The following is a 17,442-nucleotide window of genomic DNA, read 5'->3' on the forward strand; positions in this document are numbered from 1 at the left end:
CCCGGGGGATGAAGGCGATGCGGCGGCCCGCCGGGCCGGCGCCAGGACGGATGCGGGGCGGGCCCGGGACGGGCCGCCCCCACGCTTACGGACCGGGAAAACCCGGCCGTTCAACAGGGCAGAACTGGGGATGAACGGGATGCATCTGGGACGCAGGGCACTGCTTGCCACGGGGGCCGCCGCCGGCGCGGTGACCGCCCTTCCCACACTGTCGCGTGCGCAGGCGGCGAACACGATTCGCATCGGCGTGATGACCGACATGTCGGGCATGTATCGCGACAATACGGGCCCGACCTCCGTCGCCTGCACCCGCATGGCGGCGCAGGAATTCGGCAACCGCGGCTTCGCGGTGGAGGTGATCGAGGCCGATCACCAGAACCGCCCCGATGTCGGCGCCAACCTGGCGCGGCAATGGTACGACCAGGGCATCGACCTGATCATCGACGTGCCGACCAGCTCGGTCGGGCTCGCGGTGAACCAGGTCGCGCGGGAGAAGAACAAGCCCTACATCAATGTCGGCTCGGCGACCGCCGACCTGACGGGCGCGCAATGCGGCCCCAGCACCGTCCACTGGGCCTACGACACCTGGATGCTGGCGCGGTCCAACGGCGGCGCCACGGTGAAGGCGGGCGGCGACACCTGGTTCTTCATCACCGCCGACTACGCCTTCGGCCATGCGCTGGAACGCGACACGATGAATTTCGTCCGCCAGGCCGGCGGGCGCATCCTGGGCAGCGTGCGCACGCCCTTCCCGGGCACGACCGACTTCTCCTCCTTCCTGCTGCAGGCGCAGTCGTCGCGCGCCAAGGTCATCGGCCTGGCGAATGCCGGCGCCGACACCCAGACCTGCGTGAAGCAGGCGGCCGAGTTCGGCCTGACGCGGCGCGGCATCAAGCTCGCCTCGCTGCTGCTGTTCATCAACGACGTCCACGGCCTCGGCCTGCAGACGGCGCAGGGCCTGACCTGCACCGAGACCTTCTACTGGGACCTGAACGACCGCAGCCGCGCCTTTGCCCGGCGGGTCATCCAGCGGACGCCGACCAACTACCCGAACATGATCCATGCCGGCTGCTATTCCGGCACGCTGCATTTCCTGAAGGCGATCGCCGATATGGGCGTGCCGGCGGCCAAGGCCTCCGGCCTCGACCTCGTCAACCGCATGAAGGCGATGCCGACCGATGACGAGGCCTTCGGCCCCGGCAGCATCCGCCCGGATGGCCGCCGCATCTGCCCCAGCTTCCTGTTCGAGGTGAAGAAGCCGGAGGAGAGCCGCGGCCCCTGGGACTACCTGAAGCTGGTGCAGGAGACGCCGGCGGCCGAGGCCTTCCGGCCGGTGGGCGAGGGCGGCTGCGCCCTGATCCGCGCCTGATGCCGGCACCCGGCGCAGCCGCGCCGGCAGAGAGGTTCCGCCACCCGGCCGCGGCCCGCAGCGCGCGCCGGCCGGATGGCCGGGAGAGCATATCCGCGGCGGGGCCGGAATCCCCCGCCGCGGCTGGTGAGGAGAGGTTGAGAATGTCGTTGACCCGTCGCGGCCTGGTGGCCGCTTCCGTCGGTGCCGGCCTGCTGCCGGCCCTGCCGCGCCAGTCCCGCGCGCAGGCGGCCAACACCATCCGGATCGGCGTGATGAACGACCAGTCCGGGCCCTACCGCGACATCAGCGGCCCCTACGGCATCCAGTGCACGCAGCAGGCGGTGCAGGAGTTCACCGCCGGCGGCAACCGCGGCTTCGCGGTGGAGGTCATCACCGCCGACCACCAGAACAAGCCCGATGTCGGCGCCAACCTGGCGCGGCAGTGGTACGACCAGGGCGTGGACCTGATCATCGACGTCCCGACCTCCTCGGTCGGCCTCGCGGTGAACAACGTCGCGCGGGAGAAGAACAAGGCCTACATCAACACCGGCTCGGCCACCTCCGACCTCACCGGCGCGCAGTGCAGCCCGACCACGGTGCACTGGATGTACGACACCTACATGCTGGCGAAGTCCACCGGCGGCGCCATGGTGAAGGCGGGCGGCGACAGCTGGTTCTTCATCACCGCCGACTACGCCTTCGGCCATGCGCTGGAACGCGATACGACGAAGTTCGTGCGCGACGCCGGCGGCCGGGTGCTGGGCAGCGTGAAGTATCCCTTCCCCGCGACCTCCGACTTCTCCTCCTTCCTGCTGCAGGCGCAATCCTCCCGCGCCAAGGTGATCGGCCTGGCGAATGCCGGCGCCGACACCATCAACAGCATCAAGCAGGCGGCGGAGTTCGGGCTGATGCGGCGCGGCGTGAAGCTGGCGGCGCTGCTGATGTTCCTGCCGGACGTGCATGCGCTGGGGCTGCAGACCGCGCAGGGCCTCGTGCTGACCGAGAGCTTCTACTGGGACCTGAACGACCGCACCCGCGCCGTGACCCAGCGGCTGCAGCCGCGGCTGCGCGACCAGAAGCCGAACATGGCCTCCATCGCCAACTACTCGGCGACGCTGCACTACCTGAAGGCGGTGGCCGACATGGGCGTCGCGGCCTCCAAGGCCTCGGGCGTCGAGGTGGTGAACCGCATGAAGGCGATGCCCTGCGACGACGACGCCTTCGGCGCCGGCCGCATCCGGCAGGACGGCCGCAAGCTCTGCCCCAGCTATCTCTTCGAGGTGAAGAAGCCGGAGGAGAGCAAGGCCCCCTGGGACTACTACAAGCTGCTGCAGACCACGCCGGCGGAGGAAGCCTTCCGCCCGCTGGCCGAAGGCGGCTGCAGCCTGGTCCGCAGCTGAGCGGGTGAGGGGGAGGGAACGGGCATGAGGATCAGGAGACGCGGACTGCTCGGCACCGCCGCGGCCGCCACGGCGCTGGGCGGTTGGCCCGGCGCCGGCCAGGCGCAGGCGGCGCCGATCCGCATCGGCGTGCTGACCGACATGTCCGGGCCCTATCGCGACCTGACCGGGCCCAGCAGCCTGGCCGGCGCCCGGCAGGCGGCGGAGGAGTTCGCCGCCGCCACCGGGATGGCGGTGGAGGTGATCGCCGGCGACCACCAGAACAAGCCGGATGTCGGCGTGAACATCGCCCGCCAGTGGTTCGACCGCGACGGCGTCGACATGATCGCCGACCTGCCGAACAGCGCCGTGGCGCTCGCCGTCGCCCAGGTGGCGCGGGAGAAGAACAAGGCGGTGGTCGGCTCCGGCGTCGGCTCCACCGCCTTCACCGGCGCGCAGTGCAGCCCGAACAGCGTGCAGTTCACCTACGACACCTACATGCTGGCCAAGGGCACCGGCGACGCGCTGGTCAAGCAGGGCGCCGACAGCTGGTACTTCGTCACCGCCGACTACGCCTTCGGCCATGCCCTGCAGGCCGACACGGCGAGGTTCGTGGAGGCGGCGGGCGGCAAGGTGCTGGGCGCGGCGCGCTACCCCTTCCCGGCGACGACCGACTTCTCCTCCTTCCTGCTCGGTGCCCAGGCGGCGCGGCCGAAGGTGATCGGCTTCGCCAATGCCGGGGCGGACCTGGTGAACTGCATCAAGCAGGCGCGGGAGTTCGGCCTGGCCCGCCAGGGCGTGAAATTCGCCTGCCTGCTGATGACGGTGGTGGACACGCTCTCGCTCGGCCTGCCGGAGGCGCAGGGCCTGCTGATGACCGAGAGCTTCTACTGGGACCTGAACCCGCGCACCCGCGCCTTCGCCGAACGGGTGAGGGGCCGGCTGCAGGGGCGCATCGTCAATGCCTCCTGCGCCGGGAATTACGGCGGCACGCTGCACTACCTGAAGGCGGTGCAGTCGCTCGGCGTCGCGCGTGCCCGCGCCTCGGGGCTCGAGGTGGTGGAGCGGATGAAGGCCATGCCCTGCGACGACGACGCCTTCGGCGCCGGGACCATCCGCCAGGACGGGCGCAAGCTGACGCCCGGCTACCTGTTCCAGGTGAAGACCCCGGCGGAATCGACCGGGCCCTTCGACCTGCACAAAGTCATCGCGACCACCCCGGCGGACCAGGCGGCGCGCCCGCTGGCCGAGGGCGGCTGCCCCTTCGTCAAGATCTGAGGACCGGGAATACCCGCATGGACGACCTATTTGGCATCCCCGCGCCGCTGCTCTTCGGGCAGCTGCTGCTCGGCCTGATCAACGGCGCCTTCTACGCCATGCTCTCGCTCGGCCTCGCGGTCATCTTCGGCCTGCTCAACATCGTCAACATGGCGCATGGCGCGCAGTTCATGATGGGCGCCTTCGCCGCCTGGATGCTGCTGAACTGGCTGGGCATCGGCTACTGGGCGGCGCTGCTGCTGGCGCCGATCATCGTCGGCATCACCGGCATCATCCTGGAAAAGGCCTTCATCAGCCGATTGTACAAGCTGGACCACCTGTACGGGCTGCTGCTGACCTTCGGCCTGGCGCTGATCATCGAAGGCGTGTTCCGCAACGAATTCGGCTCCTCCGGCCTGCCCTACCGCATCCCGGCGGAGCTGTCGGGCGCCTGGGACCTCGGCTTCATGTTCATGCCGGTCTACCGCGGCTGGGTGGTCATCGCCGCGCTGATCCTCTGCCTTGCCACCTGGCTGATCATCGAGAAGACGCGGCTCGGCGCCTATCTCCGCGCCGCGACCGAGAATGCGGCGCTGGTCCAGGCCTTCGGCGTGAACGTCCCCCGCATGGTCACGCTGACCTACGGCTTCGGCGTGGCGCTGGCGGCGGTCGGCGGCGTGCTGGCGGCGCCGATCTATTCGGTGAACCCGCAGATGGGCTCGAACCTCATCATCGTGGTCTTCGCCGTGGTCGTCATCGGCGGCATGGGGTCCATCCTCGGCTCCATCCTCACCGGCTTCGCCCTCGGCATCGTCGAGGGGCTGACCAAGGTCTTCTGGCCGGAAGCCTCCGCCACCGTCATCTTCGTCATCATGGCGATCGTGCTGCTCGCGCGTCCCGCCGGCCTGTTCGGGAGGGCCTGAAGCCATGGCCGACACCACCACCACCATCACCGCCGCCGCCATTCCGGACCCGGCGCAGGAATCGCACGGCGTCTGGGGCTTCACCCGGGCGCAGCTTGCGGCGCTGGGGCTGCTGATCGCCTTCCTGGCGGTCGCGCCCTTCCTGCTCTACCCCGTCTTCCTGATGAAGCTGCTCTGCTTCGCGCTGTTCGCCTGCGCCTTCAACCTGCTGATCGGGTATGTCGGGCTGCTCAGCTTCGGCCATGCCGCCTATTTCGGGATGGGCGGCTACCTGGCGGGCCATGCCGCCAAGGCCTGGGGGCTGACGCCGGAGATCTCGATCCTCCTCGGCGCGGTCACCGCCGGGCTGCTCGGCGCCGTCGCCGGCTCCCTCGCCATCCGCCGCCAGGGCATCTACTTCGCCATGATCACCCTGGCGCTGGCGCAGATGGTCTACTTCTTCTGCGTCCAGGCCCCCTTCACGGGCGGCGAGGACGGCATCCAGGCCATCCCGCGCGGCAAGCTGTTCGGCGCCATCCCGCTGGACCAGGACATGGCGATGTACTGGGTGGTCGCCGCCATCTTCCTCGGCGGCTTCCTGCTGGTCCACCGCATCATCCACTCCCCCTACGGCCAGGTGCTGAAGTCGATCCGGGAGAACGAGCCGCGCGCCACCTCGCTCGGCTACCGGACGGACGACTACAAGCTGATGGCCTTCATCCTCTCGGCGACGCTGGCCGGCGTCGCCGGCGCGACCAAGTCCATCGTCTTCGGCATCGCCACGCTGACTGACGTGCACTGGTCGATGTCGGGGGAGGTGGTGCTGATGACCCTGGTCGGCGGCCTCGGCACCGTCTTCGGCCCGGTGGTCGGCGCCGCCGTCATCGTCACCATGCAGAACTACCTGGCCGAGATGGGCGCCTGGGTCACCGTCATCCAGGGCGTGATCTTCGTGCTCTGCGTGCTCGCCTTCCGGCGCGGCCTGGTCGGCGAGATCGGCAACGCGCTGAAGGTGAAGCTGTAGGTCCGGGACGGGCGCTGCCCGTTCCGGACCCCACCCGCGAGGGGGTTCGACGCAGGCGTCGAGCCCCCTGGAACCCCCGGGTGTCGAGCGGTTCCCGCTCGCCATGGCCCACGGCAACCGCTCCGGTCATTCGACGCTGCGAGCGGCGTCACCCGCTCAGGCGGGTCCACCTGAGCGGGATCCGCTCTAGCCGAGCCACTTCAGCAGGTGCGCCACCACGGCCTCGGGCTGTTCCTGCTGCACCCAGTGGCCGGCGCCGGGGATCAGGTGGACGTCGCTCATCCGCGTGCAGGCCACCTCCCGCATGCGGCGCATGGCGCCCGGCACCTGCTCGATCCCCCAGTCGCTGGCGCCCGCGATGAAGACCGAGGGCACGTCGATGGTGCGGCCGGCAAAGACCTGCGCCTCCGCCTCGAACCGTCCCGTCGTGCGGCAGCGGTACCATTGCAGCCCGCCCTGGAAGCCGGTGCGGTCATACTCGCCGGCATAGACCGCCAGATCGCGCTCCGGCAGCCAGCGATTGGCGGCGATCGCGGCGGCGGAGGGCATCTCCGGCGCCACCGTCGCCGCCATGTCCTTGTCCAGGTCCATGATGTAGTAGGTCGGCATCTGCGCCAGCGCCTCGGCCGTCCAGCCGGCCAGGCGGAAGGGCTTGTTGGCGGACCAGTCCGCGCTCTTCATGTGGTAGTAGGCGCGCAGGAAGGCGTGCACGCCCTGCGGGCTGCGCCACATGTCGTCATTGGCGCCGCGCTCCGAATAGTACCACTGGTAGTGCTTGCGCGGCCACGGCAGCGCCGCCAGCGCGGCATGGATGTCGGGCGGTGAGGGGCGGTCCGGGCCTTCCTCCGGCAAGGCGGGCGGGCCGGCGAAGGGCGCGCTCATCAGCGCCACGCGGCGGAACACGTCGGGGCGGATCAGCGCGCACCAGGCGGCGACCGGCGAGCCGAAGTCATGGCCCAGCACCGCCTCCACATGGCCATAGCCCAGCGCCGCCACCAGCCCGAGCTGGTCGCGCACCAGGTTCAGCATGCGGAAGGGGGCGAGGTCGCCGTCGTAGTCGGCGCTCCAGCCCGTGGTGCGGCCATAGCCGCGCTGGTCCGGCGCGACCACGTGGTAGCCGGCCGCGGCCAGCGCCGGCATGACCTTGCGCCAGGACCAGGCGAGTTCGGGGAAGCCGTGCAGCAGCAGCAGGCAGCGCGTGCCCGGCTCCCCGGCCTCCAGCACATGCATCGCCAGGCCGTTGATGCCGGGGATGATGCGGGCACGGATGCCGGGCGGCAGCACCTCCGCGCCCAGCGGCGGCATGGCAGTCATGGCGGTCCTCCCAGGTGGTCCTTGGCGGCGAGGCTAGCGCGGATCGCGCCCAGGTCCGAATGCCATTCCGCCGCAGGGGCCGGGCATCGGGCCAGGCACCGCCGCAATTCGTGCGGCGCGGGCGCGGCCGCAGGCGACGCGGCCTCGCCCCCGGGCAGCCACTGGCCGGCCGGGCGCCATCCGCGCCCGGCAGCACGGCGCCACGGCCCCCCGCGTCGGGGCCGCTGCCACATGGCAGCGGGACCCGCCCGCGCGCTACCCCGCGCTGCGGTCCCACAGGTTCGGCACGGCATCGTTGCCGTAGCCCGAGACGAAGGCGCGCGCCTCGCCCGTGCCGGGGTCGAAGACATGCCGCCGCACCGCGCCGATATTGCCGCCATAGACATGGATGCTGATGCTCGGCGCATCCGGCACCGCGTTCTCCACCACATGGATGTCGTAGCTGGCGGCGCCGACCGCGGCGACCTCGCCCGGCCGCAGCCGGTCCCGCCGGCCCGGGCGAGGCGGCGTGCCGGGCGGCCCGAGGACGTATTCGGTGGAGATCTCCTCGCCCCGCAGCTGCCCGACCAGGCCCCAGACCAGATGGTCGTGGATCGGTGTCCGCTGGCCCGGGCCCCAGACGAAGCTGACGACGGAGAAGCGCTCGGCCGGGTCGCAATGCAGCAGGTATTGCCGGTAGCCGGGCCCGACCACGGCGCAGGCGGGCGGCAGCCAGTCATCCGCCGCGACCAGGCCGCGCAGCAGGCTGGCGCCCTCGGCCAGGAATTCCGCCTCGCCGCCGCCGCCATCGGCCAGCCGCGTCATGCCCTGCACGAAATCCCGCAGCCGGGCGATACCTGCCATCGGTTCCTCCCCCACCCTTCGCCGGCGAACCATGCCATGCTGCCGGCCGTTGCGCGCTTGCGGAGGCGCAAATGACCGAAGGGCCCGAACTTTTCTTCCTCGCCGACGACGGCAGCATCCCGAACAATCCGCGCCTGCCGGCGCTGCTGTTCCGCGCCGTCCTGCCGGCCGGCGACCCGGCGGCGGCCGAGGCGCTGTTCGCCCGGCATGGCTGGCCGCCCGCCTGGCGCAACGGCATCTACCCCTACCACCACTACCACCCCGACGCGCATGAGGCGCTGGCGATCGCCCGCGGCACGGTGCGGGTCATGCTGGGCGGGGCGGGCGGGCAGGCGGTGGAGCTTGCGGCCGGCGACGTGGTGGTGCTGCCGGCCGGCACCGGCCACCGCAACCTCGGCGCCAGCCCGGACCTGCTGGTGGTCGGCGCCTATCCGGCTGGCCAGTCGCCGAGCGAATGCCGCGGCCGCCCGGGCGAGCATGCCCGCGCGGTGCCGATGATCACGCAGGTGCCGGATGCGCCGCGGGAGCCGGTGCGCGGCCGCCCCTGGCCGCTGTGAGCCTGCCTCAGAACTCCGCCTCCAGGTCCAGCTCGACGATGTGCGGCTCGGGCTCGCGCTGCGCCGCCTCGATCCATTCCTGCACCTCCGGCCAGGCCAGGATGGTGGCCATGTACCCGGCCGGCGCGCCATCCGGCCGGACATCGTAGCTGCGGTAGCGCAGCACCACCGGCGCATACATCGCATCCGCCACGCTCTTCTCCGCGCCCAGCAGCCAGGGGCCGCCCCAGCGCTCCAGGCAGTCGGTCCAGATCCAGTTGATCCGCTCGATATCCGCCCGCGCGCCCGACCACAGGGTGAAATTCGGCACGAAGGCGCGCAGGTTCATCGGCAGGGTGCTGCGCAGCGCGGCGAAGCCGGCATGCATCTCCCCGCTCACGGCGCGGCAGCGGGCGCGCGCCACCCGCTCGGCCGGCATCATCCGCGCCTCGGGGAATTCCTCGTTCAGGTATTCCGCGATGGCCAGGGTGTCCCACAGCTCCGCCCCCGCATGCCGCAGGCAGGGCAGCAGGATGGAGGAGGATTGCAGCAGCAGCTCGGCGCGGGAGGTCGGGTCCTCCGCCGAGGCCGCCTCCACCTCGAACTCCAGCCCGGCCATGCGGCAGAGCAGCCAGCCGCGCATCGACCAGGAGGAATAGTTGCGGCTGCTGATGCGCAGCACCGCCGGCGGCGCCTTGGCCGTGGCGACGCCGCGGCGGCGGGTCCGTTCGGCCATGGCGCGCTCTCCTCGCTGCGTGTCGGCGGCAGGCTAGCAGCGGCTTCGCGGTTGCGGAAAGATGCCGGGCTGGCACCATGGCGCGGCGCGGCCGGGCGCGATTGCAGAAGGGGACCGCGGGCCGGATGATCTACCACATGCTGCAGGCCGGCCAGGACTGGCTGCACCCGCTGCGCCGCGCGGCGCGGGGCGGCGCCGGCATGCTCGGGCGGATGGACCTGCGGCACCCGGCCTTCTACCCGCTGCGCCCCTGGGCGGCGGCGCTGGATGTCTTCGGCCATGCCGGCATCACCCATGCCCGGCCGGAATTCGGCATCGGCCCCGTCCGCGTCGGCAACCACGTGGTGGCGGTGGAGGAGGTGGTGGTCGCCGCCACCCCCTTCGCCAGCCTGCTGCATTTCCGCAAGGATGTCGGCCAGCGCCTGCCGCGCGTGCTGGTGGTGGCGCCGATGTCCGGCCATTTCGCCACCCTGCTGCGCAACACCGTGCAGGTGCTGCTGCAGGACCACGACGTCTACGTGACCGACTGGCACAATGCGCGCGACGTGCCGCTCGCGGCCGGCCGCTTCGGGCTCGACGAGTTCACCGAGCATGTCATGCAGTTCCTGCGCGCCATCGGGCCCGGTGCGCATGTGCTGGCGGTGTGCCAGCCGGTGGTGGCGGTGCTGGCGGCGGTGGCGCTGATGGCGGAGGACCACGACCGCTGCTCCCCCCGCAGCATGTCGCTCCTGGCCGGCCCGGTGGATACGCGGGTGAAGCCGACGCGGGTGAACCACCTGGCCAAGGCCCAGCCGATCTCCTGGTTCGAGCAGAAGATGATCGCCACCGTGCCCTGGCGGCATCGCGGCGGCGGCCGCCGGGTCTATCCCGGCGCGCTGCAGCTGGCCGCCTTCATGGGCATGAACCTCGACCGCCATGTGAAGGCGCAGCGCGACCAGTTCTGGGCCCTGCATGACGGGGAGGCGGAGAAGGCCAGCCAGCACCGGCGCTTCTACGAGGAGTATTTCGCGGTGATGGACCTGCCGGCCGAGTTCTACCTCGAGACGGTGCGGGAGGTGTTCCAGGAGCACGCCCTGCCGCGCGGCCGGCTGACCTGGCGCGGCCGGCCGGTGCGGCCGGAGGCGATCCGCCGCACCGCCATGCTGACGGTGGAGGGCGAGAAGGACGACATCTGCGCCATCGGCCAGACCATGGCGGCGCTGGATCTCTGCCGCGGCGTGCCGGTGACGATGAAGCGCCACCACCTGCAGACCGGCGTCGGGCATTACGGCGTCTTCAGCGGCCGCCGCTGGGCGACGCAGATCTATCCGCGGGTGCGGGAGGTGATCGGGGTGAATGACGGCTGACCGCGCGGCAAGTGCGGCAGGGGGGGGAGGGCGGCCGGGGCAGGGCCGGCTTCGGGGGTGCCGCCGGGGCTTCGGCGGCCAGAGGGGAACAGGGACCATGGAGCGATTCTTCGCGCTGCGGGAGCGCGGGACGACGGTGCGGACCGAGGTGCTGGCGGGCGCCACCACCTTCCTGACGATGGTCTACATCGTCATCGTCAATCCGGGGATCATGGCGCAGGCCGGCATCGATCAGGGCGCCGCCTTCGTCGCCACCTGCTTGGCCGCCGCCATCGGGTCGGCGCTGATGGGGCTGCTGGCCAATTTCCCCATCGCGCTGGCGCCGGGCATGGGGCTGAACGCCTATTTCGCCTTCGCCGTGGTGCTCGGGATGGGCGTCACCTGGCAGGTGGCGCTCGGCGCCGTCTTCCTCTCGGGCCTGCTCTTCCTGGCGGTGTCCCTGCTGCGGGTGCGGGAATGGCTGATCAACGGCATCCCGCTCAGCCTCAAGCTCGGCATCGCCGCCGGCATCGGCTTCTTCCTCGGCCTGATCGGGCTGAAGAACATGGGCCTGGTCGTGGACCATCCGGCGACGCTGGTCGGCCTCGGCAAGCTCACCGAGACCTCCGTGCTGCTGGGCTGTCTGGGCTTCGTCATCATCGCCGGGCTGTCGGCGCGGCGGGTGCCGGGGGCGATCGTCATCGGCATCCTGGCGACGGCGGCGCTCGGCATCCCCTTCGGCCTGACGAAATTCAGCGGGATCGTCAGCCTGCCGCCCTCCCTGGCGCCGACCTTCCTGCAGCTCGACATCGCCGGCGCGCTGCAGCTCGGCGTGCTCGGCATCGTCTTCACCTTCTTCCTGGTGGACCTGCTGGACAACACCGGTACGCTGATCGCCACCACGCACCGCGCCGGGCTGATGCGCAAGGACGGCTCGGTGCCCAATCTCGGCCGGGCGCTGCAGGCCGACAGCGGCGGGGCGATCATCGGCTCGGCGCTCGGCACCTCCACCACCGTCAGCTACATCGAGAGCGCGGCGGGCATCCAGGCCGGCGGCCGCACCGGGCTGACGGCCCTCACCGCCGCCGTGCTGTTCCTGGCGGTGCTGTTCCTGGCGCCGCTCGCCACCAGCATCCCCGCCTTCGCCACCGCGCCGGCGCTGGTCTTCGTCGCCTGCCTGATGGCACAGGCGCTGCGGGACGTCGCCTGGGACGACGCCACGGACTACGTCCCCGCGGTCATCACCACGCTCTCGATGCCCTTCACCTTCTCGATCGCCACGGGCATCGGCCTCGGCTTCATCACCCATGCGCTGCTGAAGGTTGCGGCCGGCCGGGCGGCGGAGGTGAGCGGCGCGGTCTGGATCATCGCCGGGCTCTGCGTGGTGAAATTCGCGCTGACCTGAGCCGACCGTCCCGGGCGTGCGCCGCCCTGCCGGCAGACGTCCGGCGCCACCCTGGGCCGGCCCGGGTCCGACCCGCACCGGCCACGGCCGGGCGCCGGCCCGCCAGGGGGGCGAGGCACGCGTGCGGATGCATCGGGGGGATGGCCGCCTCGATGCCCCCGGGCCGGTCACCGCGCGTGGCAGGCGGCGCAGGTGCCGCCGGCCAGCCGGGAGGGCGCACCCTCCCACCGCGCGCCGGCCACCAGCAGCGCATGGCCGCCGACCAGCAGGACCGCAACCAGGCCGATGACCAGGATCGCCCGCCGCATGGCGCCGCCTCCCTCCGCTTGTCGCTCCCGGCCCTGCCGCCCAGGATAGCGCAAGCCAGGAAGGGGGAGGGACGGGATGGCGGCGGTGCAGCCGGTTTGCCTGACGTTCGACAACGGGCCGGAGCCGGAGGTGACGCCCGGCGTGCTGGCCACGCTGCGCCGCCGGGGCCTGCCGGCGATGTTCTTCGTCGTCGGCGAGAAGCTGCGGGACCCCGCCCGCCGCGCCCTGGCGGAGCGGGCGCGGGCGGAGGGCTTTCCGGTGGGCAACCACACCCTCAGCCATGGCACGCCGCTCGGCCGCCGCGGCGGGGCGGAGGCGGTGGCCGAGATCACCGCCTGCGACGCGCTGCTCGACGGGCTGCAGGAGCCGGAGCGGCTGTTCCGCCCGAATGGCGGCGGCGGCGCGCTGGGGCCGCATCTGCTGAACGCCGCCGCGGCGCGGCACCTGCAGGCGGGCGGGCACACGGTGGTGCTGTGGAATGCCATCCCGCGCGACTTCGACGACCCGGATGGCTGGCCGGACCGGGCCCTGGCGCAGCATGCCGCCGCCACGGCGCCGGTGCTGATGGTGCTGCACGACCTGCCGAACGGCGCCATGCGACACCTGGACCGCGTGCTGGGCAGGCTGCAGGACCGCGGCGTCGAATTCCTGGCGACCCCGCCCGCCGCCTGCGTGCCGATCCTGCGCGGCGCGGCGCAGCCGGGCCTCGGCGCCGTCGTCTCCCCGGATCCCGCGCCATGAGGCGCCGCGCGCTGCTCGCGGCGGCGGCCGCGCTGCCCGTCGCCCGCGCGCAGGCGGCCTGGCCGGACCGGCCCATCCGCCTGGTCGTGCCCTTCGCCGCCGGCACCACCACGGACATCCTGGCGCGGCTCTGCGGCGCGGCCCTCGCCCAGGGGCTGGGCCAGCCGGTGGTGGCGGACAACCGCGCCGGCGCGGGCGGCACGGTGGGCACCCAGGCGGCGGCGCAGGCGGCGCCGGACGGGCACACGCTGCTCTTCGGCACCAGCGGCACCATGGCGACCAACCCGGCCATCATGCCCGCCATCCCCTATGACCCGCTGCGCGACCTGGCGCCCATCGCCGGCTATGCCCGCACCGCCGTGGTGCTGGGCGTGCGGCCGCAGCTTGGCGTGGCGGGGTTCGCGGAATTCCTGGCGCTGGCGCGGCAGCGGCCGCTTTCGGTCGGCACCGCCGGCACCGGCACCACGGGGCACCTGACCGTGGCGCTGGTCACGCTGCGGGCCGGCCTTGCGCTGACCCATGTGCCCTATCGCGATGGGTCCCGCGCCGTCGCGGACCTGCTGAACGGCACGCTGGACGCCATGGTATACCACCCGCTGGGCTTCCTGCCGCATATCCGGGCCGGGACGGTGCGCCCGCTGGCGGTGACCGGCCCGGCGCGGCATCCGCTGTTCCCGGCGGTGCCGACCCTGCTGGAGTCGGGGCTGGAGGGCGCGGTGGTGGAGGGCTGGTGGGCGCTCTATGCCCCCGCCGCCACGCCGACGCCGGTGGTGGCGCGGCTGGCGGGGCTGGTGCGGGACTCGCTGGGCGCAGCCGCGGCGCGGGAGGAGCTGGAGCGGCAGGGGCTGCAGCCGATGCCGCTCGACCCCGGAGCGCTGGCGGCGCTGACGCGGGAGGAATTGGCGAAGCAGCGCGCCCTGGCGCAGGCGGCGAACATCACGCCGGACTGACGCCGTGGCGGATCGGGACCCTGCGATGGCCGCCCTGCCGCCATCGGCGGGAGGCCGCCCCTCGAAGCCCGTGACCGTCCGCAGCCCCACATCCTGCCGCGCCGCCGCCCCGGCGCGCGGCTGGCCCGGCCCCGTCCGGCATCGGGGTCGACCCCGAGGCCGGGCGGCAGGCCCGCTCCGCGCGGCGGCGGGGCGCTGCCGGCGGGCATTTCCGGGATGGTTGCGCCGCGTCCATCTTCACCGCTTGGTCGGCTTCGCCGACTCCCGATGCGGCTGCGGGAATGCGCCCGCCGAAGGAGGTGTAATGAAGTTGTAACTTTCACATACTTATGAACCCGCCCCGCGATGCCTGAATCGCCGGGAGATGAGCCGAATGCGTGCCCTGTTGACCCTGTCCATCCGCGGCAAGCTCGGCCTCGGCTTCGGCCTCATGCTGATCCTGACCCTCGGCCTCGGCTTCGGGGCGCTGAACCGGCTGGACGTGGTGAACCACGCCGCCGCCGACCTGCGCGACCACTGGCTGCCCAGCACCCGCGTCATCGGCCGGATCGCCGAGCATTCGACGCGCTACCGCCAGCTCGAGGCCGTGCATGTGATGGCGACCGGCGCGGACGCGAAGCGGCGGGAGGAGCAGAACCTGGCCCGCACCCGCGCCGACGTGGAAGGTTATTGGCGCGACTACGCGCCGCTGGTCGCCACGCCGGAGGAACGGCGCCTGGCCGATGCCGCGCGTGCCGCCTGGCTCGCCTATCTCGGCTATGAGGAGCGGCTGCTCGCCGCGTCCCGCGCCGGCGACCCGCAGGCGACCGCGCTCTACACCGGGGAGATGCGCAGCAACTTCGGCCGGTTGCGCGAGGGCCTGCAGGCGCTGTCCGACTACAACGTGAAGGGCGGCACGGATGCGGCGCAGGCCGCGGATGCCGCGCATGCCGGGGCGCGCACCGCCATCCTGGCCGGCAGCGCGGCGGCGACGTTGCTGGCGGCGCTGCTCGCCTGGATTCTGGCCCGCGGCGTGGCCCGGCCGGTGCAGGCGGCGGCGGCGCTGATGGGCCGCGTCGCGCAGGGCGACCTGGATGCGACGGTGCCGCACCAGGACCGCGGCGACGAGATCGGGTCCATGTCCCGCGCGCTGGAGGGGCTGCGGCAGACCGCGCTGCGCGCCCGCACGCTGGAGCGGGAGGCGGAGGCCGCGCGCCTGGCGGCCGAGCAGCAGCGGCGGCAGACCCAGCTCGACCTCGCGGACCGGGTGGAGCGGCAGCTCGGCGCGGTGATGCAGGAGCTGGCGCAGGCCGCGACGGCGCTGGAAGCCGGCATCACCCGGCTGGCGGCGACGGCCGAGGCGACGACGGAGCGGGCGGGCTCCGCCGCCATCGGCGCGGAACAGGCGACGACGAATGTGCAGACCGTGGCGGCGGCGGCCGAGGAGCTGTCGGCTTCGGTGAACGAGATCTCCCGCCAGGTGGCGCGGGCGGCGCAGACCGCCCGCCGCGCCTCGGACGACGTGACGGCGGCGAATGGCGAGGTCGCCGGCCTCGCCGACGCGGCGCAGCGCATCGGCGACGTGCTGCGGCTGATCGGCGACATCGCCGGGCAGACCAACCTGCTGGCGCTGAACGCGACGATCGAGGCGGCGCGGGCGGGCGAGGCGGGCAAGGGCTTCGCCGTGGTGGCGAGCGAGGTGAAGGCGCTGGCCGGCCAGACCGAAGGCGACCGAGGAGATCGGCGCCCAGATCGGCGCCATCCAGTCGGCGACCGACCGCGCCGTCGACAGCATCAAGGGGATCTCCGGCGTGGTCGGGGAGGTGGACCAGATCGCCACCACCATCGCCGCGGCAGTGGAGGAGCAGGGCGCCGCCACGCAGGAGATCGCCCGCAACGTGGCGGAGGCCGCGACGGGCACGCGCGCCGTCTCCGACAACATCGTGCATGTCAATGCCGGTGCGCGCGACACCGCCGGCGCCCTGCGCACCCTACAGGAGAGCACGGTGCGCGTCGCGCATCAGGGCGCGACCCTGCGGGAGGAAGTGGCCGGCCTGGTGCGCGGATTGCGCGCCGCCTGACCCGGCCGGCGCCGGGCCGGCGCCGCGCCTGCGTCCCGGGCCGCGGCCGGGCGGGCCTGCGCGCCCCTTCAGGCCAGCATCGCCTCCGCCTCCGCCCAGAGCCGGCGGACCAGGTCCCCCGCCGGCTCGGCGACCGACAGGGCCGCGCCCTGGCCGGCCCAGGCCTGCATGGCGGTGACGTCGCCGGCCGTCTCCGCCGCCGCCCGCACCGGCAGCATCAGCGCCCGCTGCACCGGATAGGGCGCCGGCGCCAGTTCCGCGGCGAAGGCCTCCGTCACCCGGTTGCGGATGCCGCGGGCGAGGCGGCCGGAGAAGCCGCGGGTCAGCACCGTGTCCTCCGGCGCGGTGCGGCCGATCGCCTCGGCCCAGGCCGGGTGGATGCCGGCCTCCGGGCTGCGCAGGAAGGCGGTGCCCATCTGCACCGCGCTGGCGCCCAAGGTCAGCGCCGCGGCGACGCCGCGCGCATCCATCACCCCGCCGGCGGCGATCACCGGCACCCGCACCGCATCCGCCACCTGCGGCAGCAGGGCAAACAGGCCGACCTGGCTGCGCTCGGCCGCCGCATCCTCGAAGGTGCCGCGATGCCCGCCCGCCTCGGCCCCCTGCGCCACCACCGCATCCGCGCCGGCCGCCTCGGCGGCACGCGCCTCCGCCACGGTCGTGGCGTTGCAGAACCAGGCGATGCCGCGGGCCTTCAGCCGCGCCACCACCTCCGGCGGGAAGAGCCCCATGATGGTGGAGGCGACGGCCGGCGCCGCCTCCACCAGCGCGTCGCATTGCGCGGCGAAATCCTGCACGAAGGGGCCGGGCCCGGGATCCGGCACCGCGACGCCGCCGAGCGCCGACAGCGCCTCGCGCACCCGCGCCTCCTGCGCCGCGTCGCGGGCCGGCGGCGGGTCCGGCGCCCAGAGATTGATCTGGAAGCCGCCATTGCTGGCGCTGCGGAACCGCGCCACCCAGTCCCGCATCTGCGCCGGGGAGGACATCAGCGCCCCGAAGCCGCCCAGCCCGCCGGCCGAGGCGACGGCGGCGGCCAGCGCCGGCGGCGCCGATCCGGCCATCGGCGCCTGCAGGATGGGGACCCGCAGGCCGAAGCGGTCGCAGAATGCCTGGGCGCGGCGGCGGGCCGTCATGCGCAATCCTCCCTGGGCGAACCGGGGCGGGTTCGCGTCGCATCGTGGCGGGCCAGGCTGCGGCATGCGGCGCCGGCGCGCCCGGCTGTCCGGGCCCGCCCGCGATCCGCCCCCGCCGGCGCCCGCCGGCCGTCATGCTGCGCCGGCGCCGCCGCGGCGCGAAGCGGCGGTGCCGGC

At 73.0% G+C, this 17,442-nt stretch carries 16 protein-coding genes and 1 pseudogene; 12 read left to right on the plus strand and 5 right to left on the minus strand.

What is annotated here, in order from left to right; translation table 11 throughout:
• Nucleotides 1-190: 190 nt before the first annotated feature.
• The 5 genes from E2C05_RS08325 to E2C05_RS08345 all read left to right on the plus strand — a co-directional run bounded on the left by E2C05_RS08325 (nucleotide 191) and on the right by E2C05_RS08345 (nucleotide 5,913).
• Entirely contained in the window at nucleotides 191-1,369 is a 1,179-nt protein-coding gene (locus E2C05_RS08325) for an ABC transporter substrate-binding protein (RefSeq protein ID WP_456306486.1), read from the plus strand.
• A 143-nt stretch (nucleotides 1,370-1,512) separates the two neighbouring features.
• Entirely contained in the window at nucleotides 1,513-2,751 is a 1,239-nt protein-coding gene (locus tag E2C05_RS08330; protein WP_133219153.1) for an ABC transporter substrate-binding protein, read from the plus strand.
• Nucleotides 2,752-2,775: 24 nt separating this feature from the next.
• The gene (locus E2C05_RS08335; RefSeq protein ID WP_133219154.1) at nucleotides 2,776-4,008 is read left to right on the plus strand and encodes an ABC transporter substrate-binding protein; all 1,233 of its coding nucleotides are present in this window, start codon (nucleotides 2,776-2,778) and stop codon (nucleotides 4,006-4,008) included.
• Nucleotides 4,009-4,025: 17 nt separating this feature from the next.
• On the plus strand, nucleotides 4,026-4,910 hold the full coding sequence (locus E2C05_RS08340; RefSeq protein WP_133219155.1) for a branched-chain amino acid ABC transporter permease: 885 nt from the start codon (nucleotides 4,026-4,028) through the stop codon (nucleotides 4,908-4,910).
• 4 nt (nucleotides 4,911-4,914) lie between these two features.
• Complete coding sequence (locus E2C05_RS08345; protein ID WP_133219156.1) at nucleotides 4,915-5,913, plus strand: branched-chain amino acid ABC transporter permease; 999 nt, start codon at nucleotides 4,915-4,917, stop codon at nucleotides 5,911-5,913.
• A 186-nt stretch (nucleotides 5,914-6,099) separates the two neighbouring features.
• On the opposite strand, the gene E2C05_RS08350 is transcribed toward E2C05_RS08345, so the two are convergent.
• Nucleotides 6,100-7,227, minus strand: coding sequence for an alpha/beta hydrolase (locus tag E2C05_RS08350; protein ID WP_133219157.1), 1,128 nt, complete (start codon nucleotides 7,225-7,227; stop codon nucleotides 6,100-6,102).
• A 255-nt stretch (nucleotides 7,228-7,482) separates the two neighbouring features.
• On the minus strand, nucleotides 7,483-8,070 hold the full coding sequence (locus tag E2C05_RS08355) for a cysteine dioxygenase family protein (RefSeq protein WP_133219158.1): 588 nt from the start codon (nucleotides 8,068-8,070) through the stop codon (nucleotides 7,483-7,485).
• Nucleotides 8,071-8,141: 71 nt separating this feature from the next.
• Here E2C05_RS08355 and E2C05_RS08360 point away from each other — a divergent pair, with 71 nt between their 5' ends.
• Nucleotides 8,142-8,627 (plus strand): cupin domain-containing protein, encoded by a 486-nt coding sequence (locus E2C05_RS08360; protein ID WP_133219159.1) that lies wholly within the window; start codon nucleotides 8,142-8,144, stop codon nucleotides 8,625-8,627.
• A gap of 7 nt (nucleotides 8,628-8,634) precedes the next feature.
• Here E2C05_RS08360 and E2C05_RS08365 read toward each other — a convergent pair whose 3' ends face one another.
• Entirely contained in the window at nucleotides 8,635-9,342 is a 708-nt protein-coding gene (locus E2C05_RS08365; protein ID WP_133219160.1) for a glutathione S-transferase, read from the minus strand.
• A 125-nt stretch (nucleotides 9,343-9,467) separates the two neighbouring features.
• On the opposite strand from E2C05_RS08365, the gene E2C05_RS08370 reads away from it, so the two are divergent.
• Entirely contained in the window at nucleotides 9,468-10,688 is a 1,221-nt protein-coding gene (locus E2C05_RS08370) for a polyhydroxyalkanoate depolymerase (RefSeq protein WP_133219161.1), read from the plus strand.
• 97 nt (nucleotides 10,689-10,785) lie between these two features.
• Nucleotides 10,786-12,072, plus strand: coding sequence for an NCS2 family permease (locus E2C05_RS08375; protein WP_133219162.1), 1,287 nt, complete (start codon nucleotides 10,786-10,788; stop codon nucleotides 12,070-12,072).
• A 167-nt stretch (nucleotides 12,073-12,239) separates the two neighbouring features.
• Here the strand turns inward: E2C05_RS08375 and E2C05_RS32885 are convergent, their stop codons facing one another.
• The gene (locus E2C05_RS32885; RefSeq protein WP_158292012.1) at nucleotides 12,240-12,380 is read right to left on the minus strand and encodes a hypothetical protein; all 141 of its coding nucleotides are present in this window, start codon (nucleotides 12,378-12,380) and stop codon (nucleotides 12,240-12,242) included.
• Nucleotides 12,381-12,456: 76 nt separating this feature from the next.
• Here E2C05_RS32885 and E2C05_RS08380 point away from each other — a divergent pair, with 76 nt between their 5' ends.
• From E2C05_RS08380 to E2C05_RS08400, 4 genes and pseudogenes are all read left to right on the plus strand, one after another.
• Complete coding sequence (locus E2C05_RS08380; RefSeq protein WP_207191733.1) at nucleotides 12,457-13,122, plus strand: polysaccharide deacetylase family protein; 666 nt, start codon at nucleotides 12,457-12,459, stop codon at nucleotides 13,120-13,122.
• A complete protein-coding gene (locus E2C05_RS08385; protein WP_133219163.1) occupies nucleotides 13,119-14,072 on the plus strand; it encodes a Bug family tripartite tricarboxylate transporter substrate binding protein in 954 nt (317 codons plus the stop codon). Before E2C05_RS08380 ends, E2C05_RS08385 begins: the two co-directional genes overlap by 4 nt.
• Before the next feature lie 430 nt (nucleotides 14,073-14,502).
• Nucleotides 14,503-15,717 (plus strand): annotated as a pseudogene (locus E2C05_RS35400) (methyl-accepting chemotaxis protein); the annotation flags it as partial.
• Between the two features lie 145 nt (nucleotides 15,718-15,862).
• Complete coding sequence (locus tag E2C05_RS08400; protein WP_158292013.1) at nucleotides 15,863-16,132, plus strand: hypothetical protein; 270 nt, start codon at nucleotides 15,863-15,865, stop codon at nucleotides 16,130-16,132.
• Between the two features lie 68 nt (nucleotides 16,133-16,200).
• On the opposite strand, the gene E2C05_RS08405 is transcribed toward E2C05_RS08400, so the two are convergent.
• A complete protein-coding gene (locus tag E2C05_RS08405) occupies nucleotides 16,201-17,265 on the minus strand; it encodes an NAD(P)H-dependent flavin oxidoreductase (protein ID WP_133219165.1) in 1,065 nt (354 codons plus the stop codon).
• Between the last annotated feature and the right edge of the window lie 177 nt (nucleotides 17,266-17,442).

The sequence above is a fragment of the Paracraurococcus ruber genome, assembly GCF_004353985.1.
Lineage (GTDB): Bacteria > Pseudomonadota > Alphaproteobacteria > Acetobacterales > Acetobacteraceae > Paracraurococcus > Paracraurococcus ruber.

Excerpts from the sequence above, each read along its gene's own strand:
- E2C05_RS08330 (WP_133219153.1), top strand. The coding sequence starts at position 1,513 with ATGTCGTTGACCCGTCGCGGCCTGGTGGCCGCTTCCGTCGGTGCCGGC.
- E2C05_RS08335 (WP_133219154.1), top strand. The coding sequence starts at position 2,776 with ATGAGGATCAGGAGACGCGGACTGCTCGGCACCGCCGCGGCCGCCACG.
- E2C05_RS08340 (WP_133219155.1), top strand. The coding sequence starts at position 4,026 with ATGGACGACCTATTTGGCATCCCCGCGCCGCTGCTCTTCGGGCAGCTG.
- E2C05_RS08345 (WP_133219156.1), top strand. The coding sequence starts at position 4,915 with ATGGCCGACACCACCACCACCATCACCGCCGCCGCCATTCCGGACCCG.
- E2C05_RS08350 (WP_133219157.1), bottom strand. The coding sequence starts at position 7,227 with ATGACTGCCATGCCGCCGCTGGGCGCGGAGGTGCTGCCGCCCGGCATC.
- E2C05_RS08355 (WP_133219158.1), bottom strand. The coding sequence starts at position 8,070 with ATGGCAGGTATCGCCCGGCTGCGGGATTTCGTGCAGGGCATGACGCGG.
- E2C05_RS08360 (WP_133219159.1), top strand. The coding sequence starts at position 8,142 with ATGACCGAAGGGCCCGAACTTTTCTTCCTCGCCGACGACGGCAGCATC.
- E2C05_RS08365 (WP_133219160.1), bottom strand. The coding sequence starts at position 9,342 with ATGGCCGAACGGACCCGCCGCCGCGGCGTCGCCACGGCCAAGGCGCCG.
- E2C05_RS08370 (WP_133219161.1), top strand. The coding sequence starts at position 9,468 with ATGATCTACCACATGCTGCAGGCCGGCCAGGACTGGCTGCACCCGCTG.
- E2C05_RS08375 (WP_133219162.1), top strand. The coding sequence starts at position 10,786 with ATGGAGCGATTCTTCGCGCTGCGGGAGCGCGGGACGACGGTGCGGACC.
- E2C05_RS32885 (WP_158292012.1), bottom strand. The coding sequence starts at position 12,380 with ATGCGGCGGGCGATCCTGGTCATCGGCCTGGTTGCGGTCCTGCTGGTC.
- E2C05_RS08380 (WP_207191733.1), top strand. The coding sequence starts at position 12,457 with ATGGCGGCGGTGCAGCCGGTTTGCCTGACGTTCGACAACGGGCCGGAG.
- E2C05_RS08385 (WP_133219163.1), top strand. The coding sequence starts at position 13,119 with ATGAGGCGCCGCGCGCTGCTCGCGGCGGCGGCCGCGCTGCCCGTCGCC.
- E2C05_RS08405 (WP_133219165.1), bottom strand. The coding sequence starts at position 17,265 with ATGACGGCCCGCCGCCGCGCCCAGGCATTCTGCGACCGCTTCGGCCTG.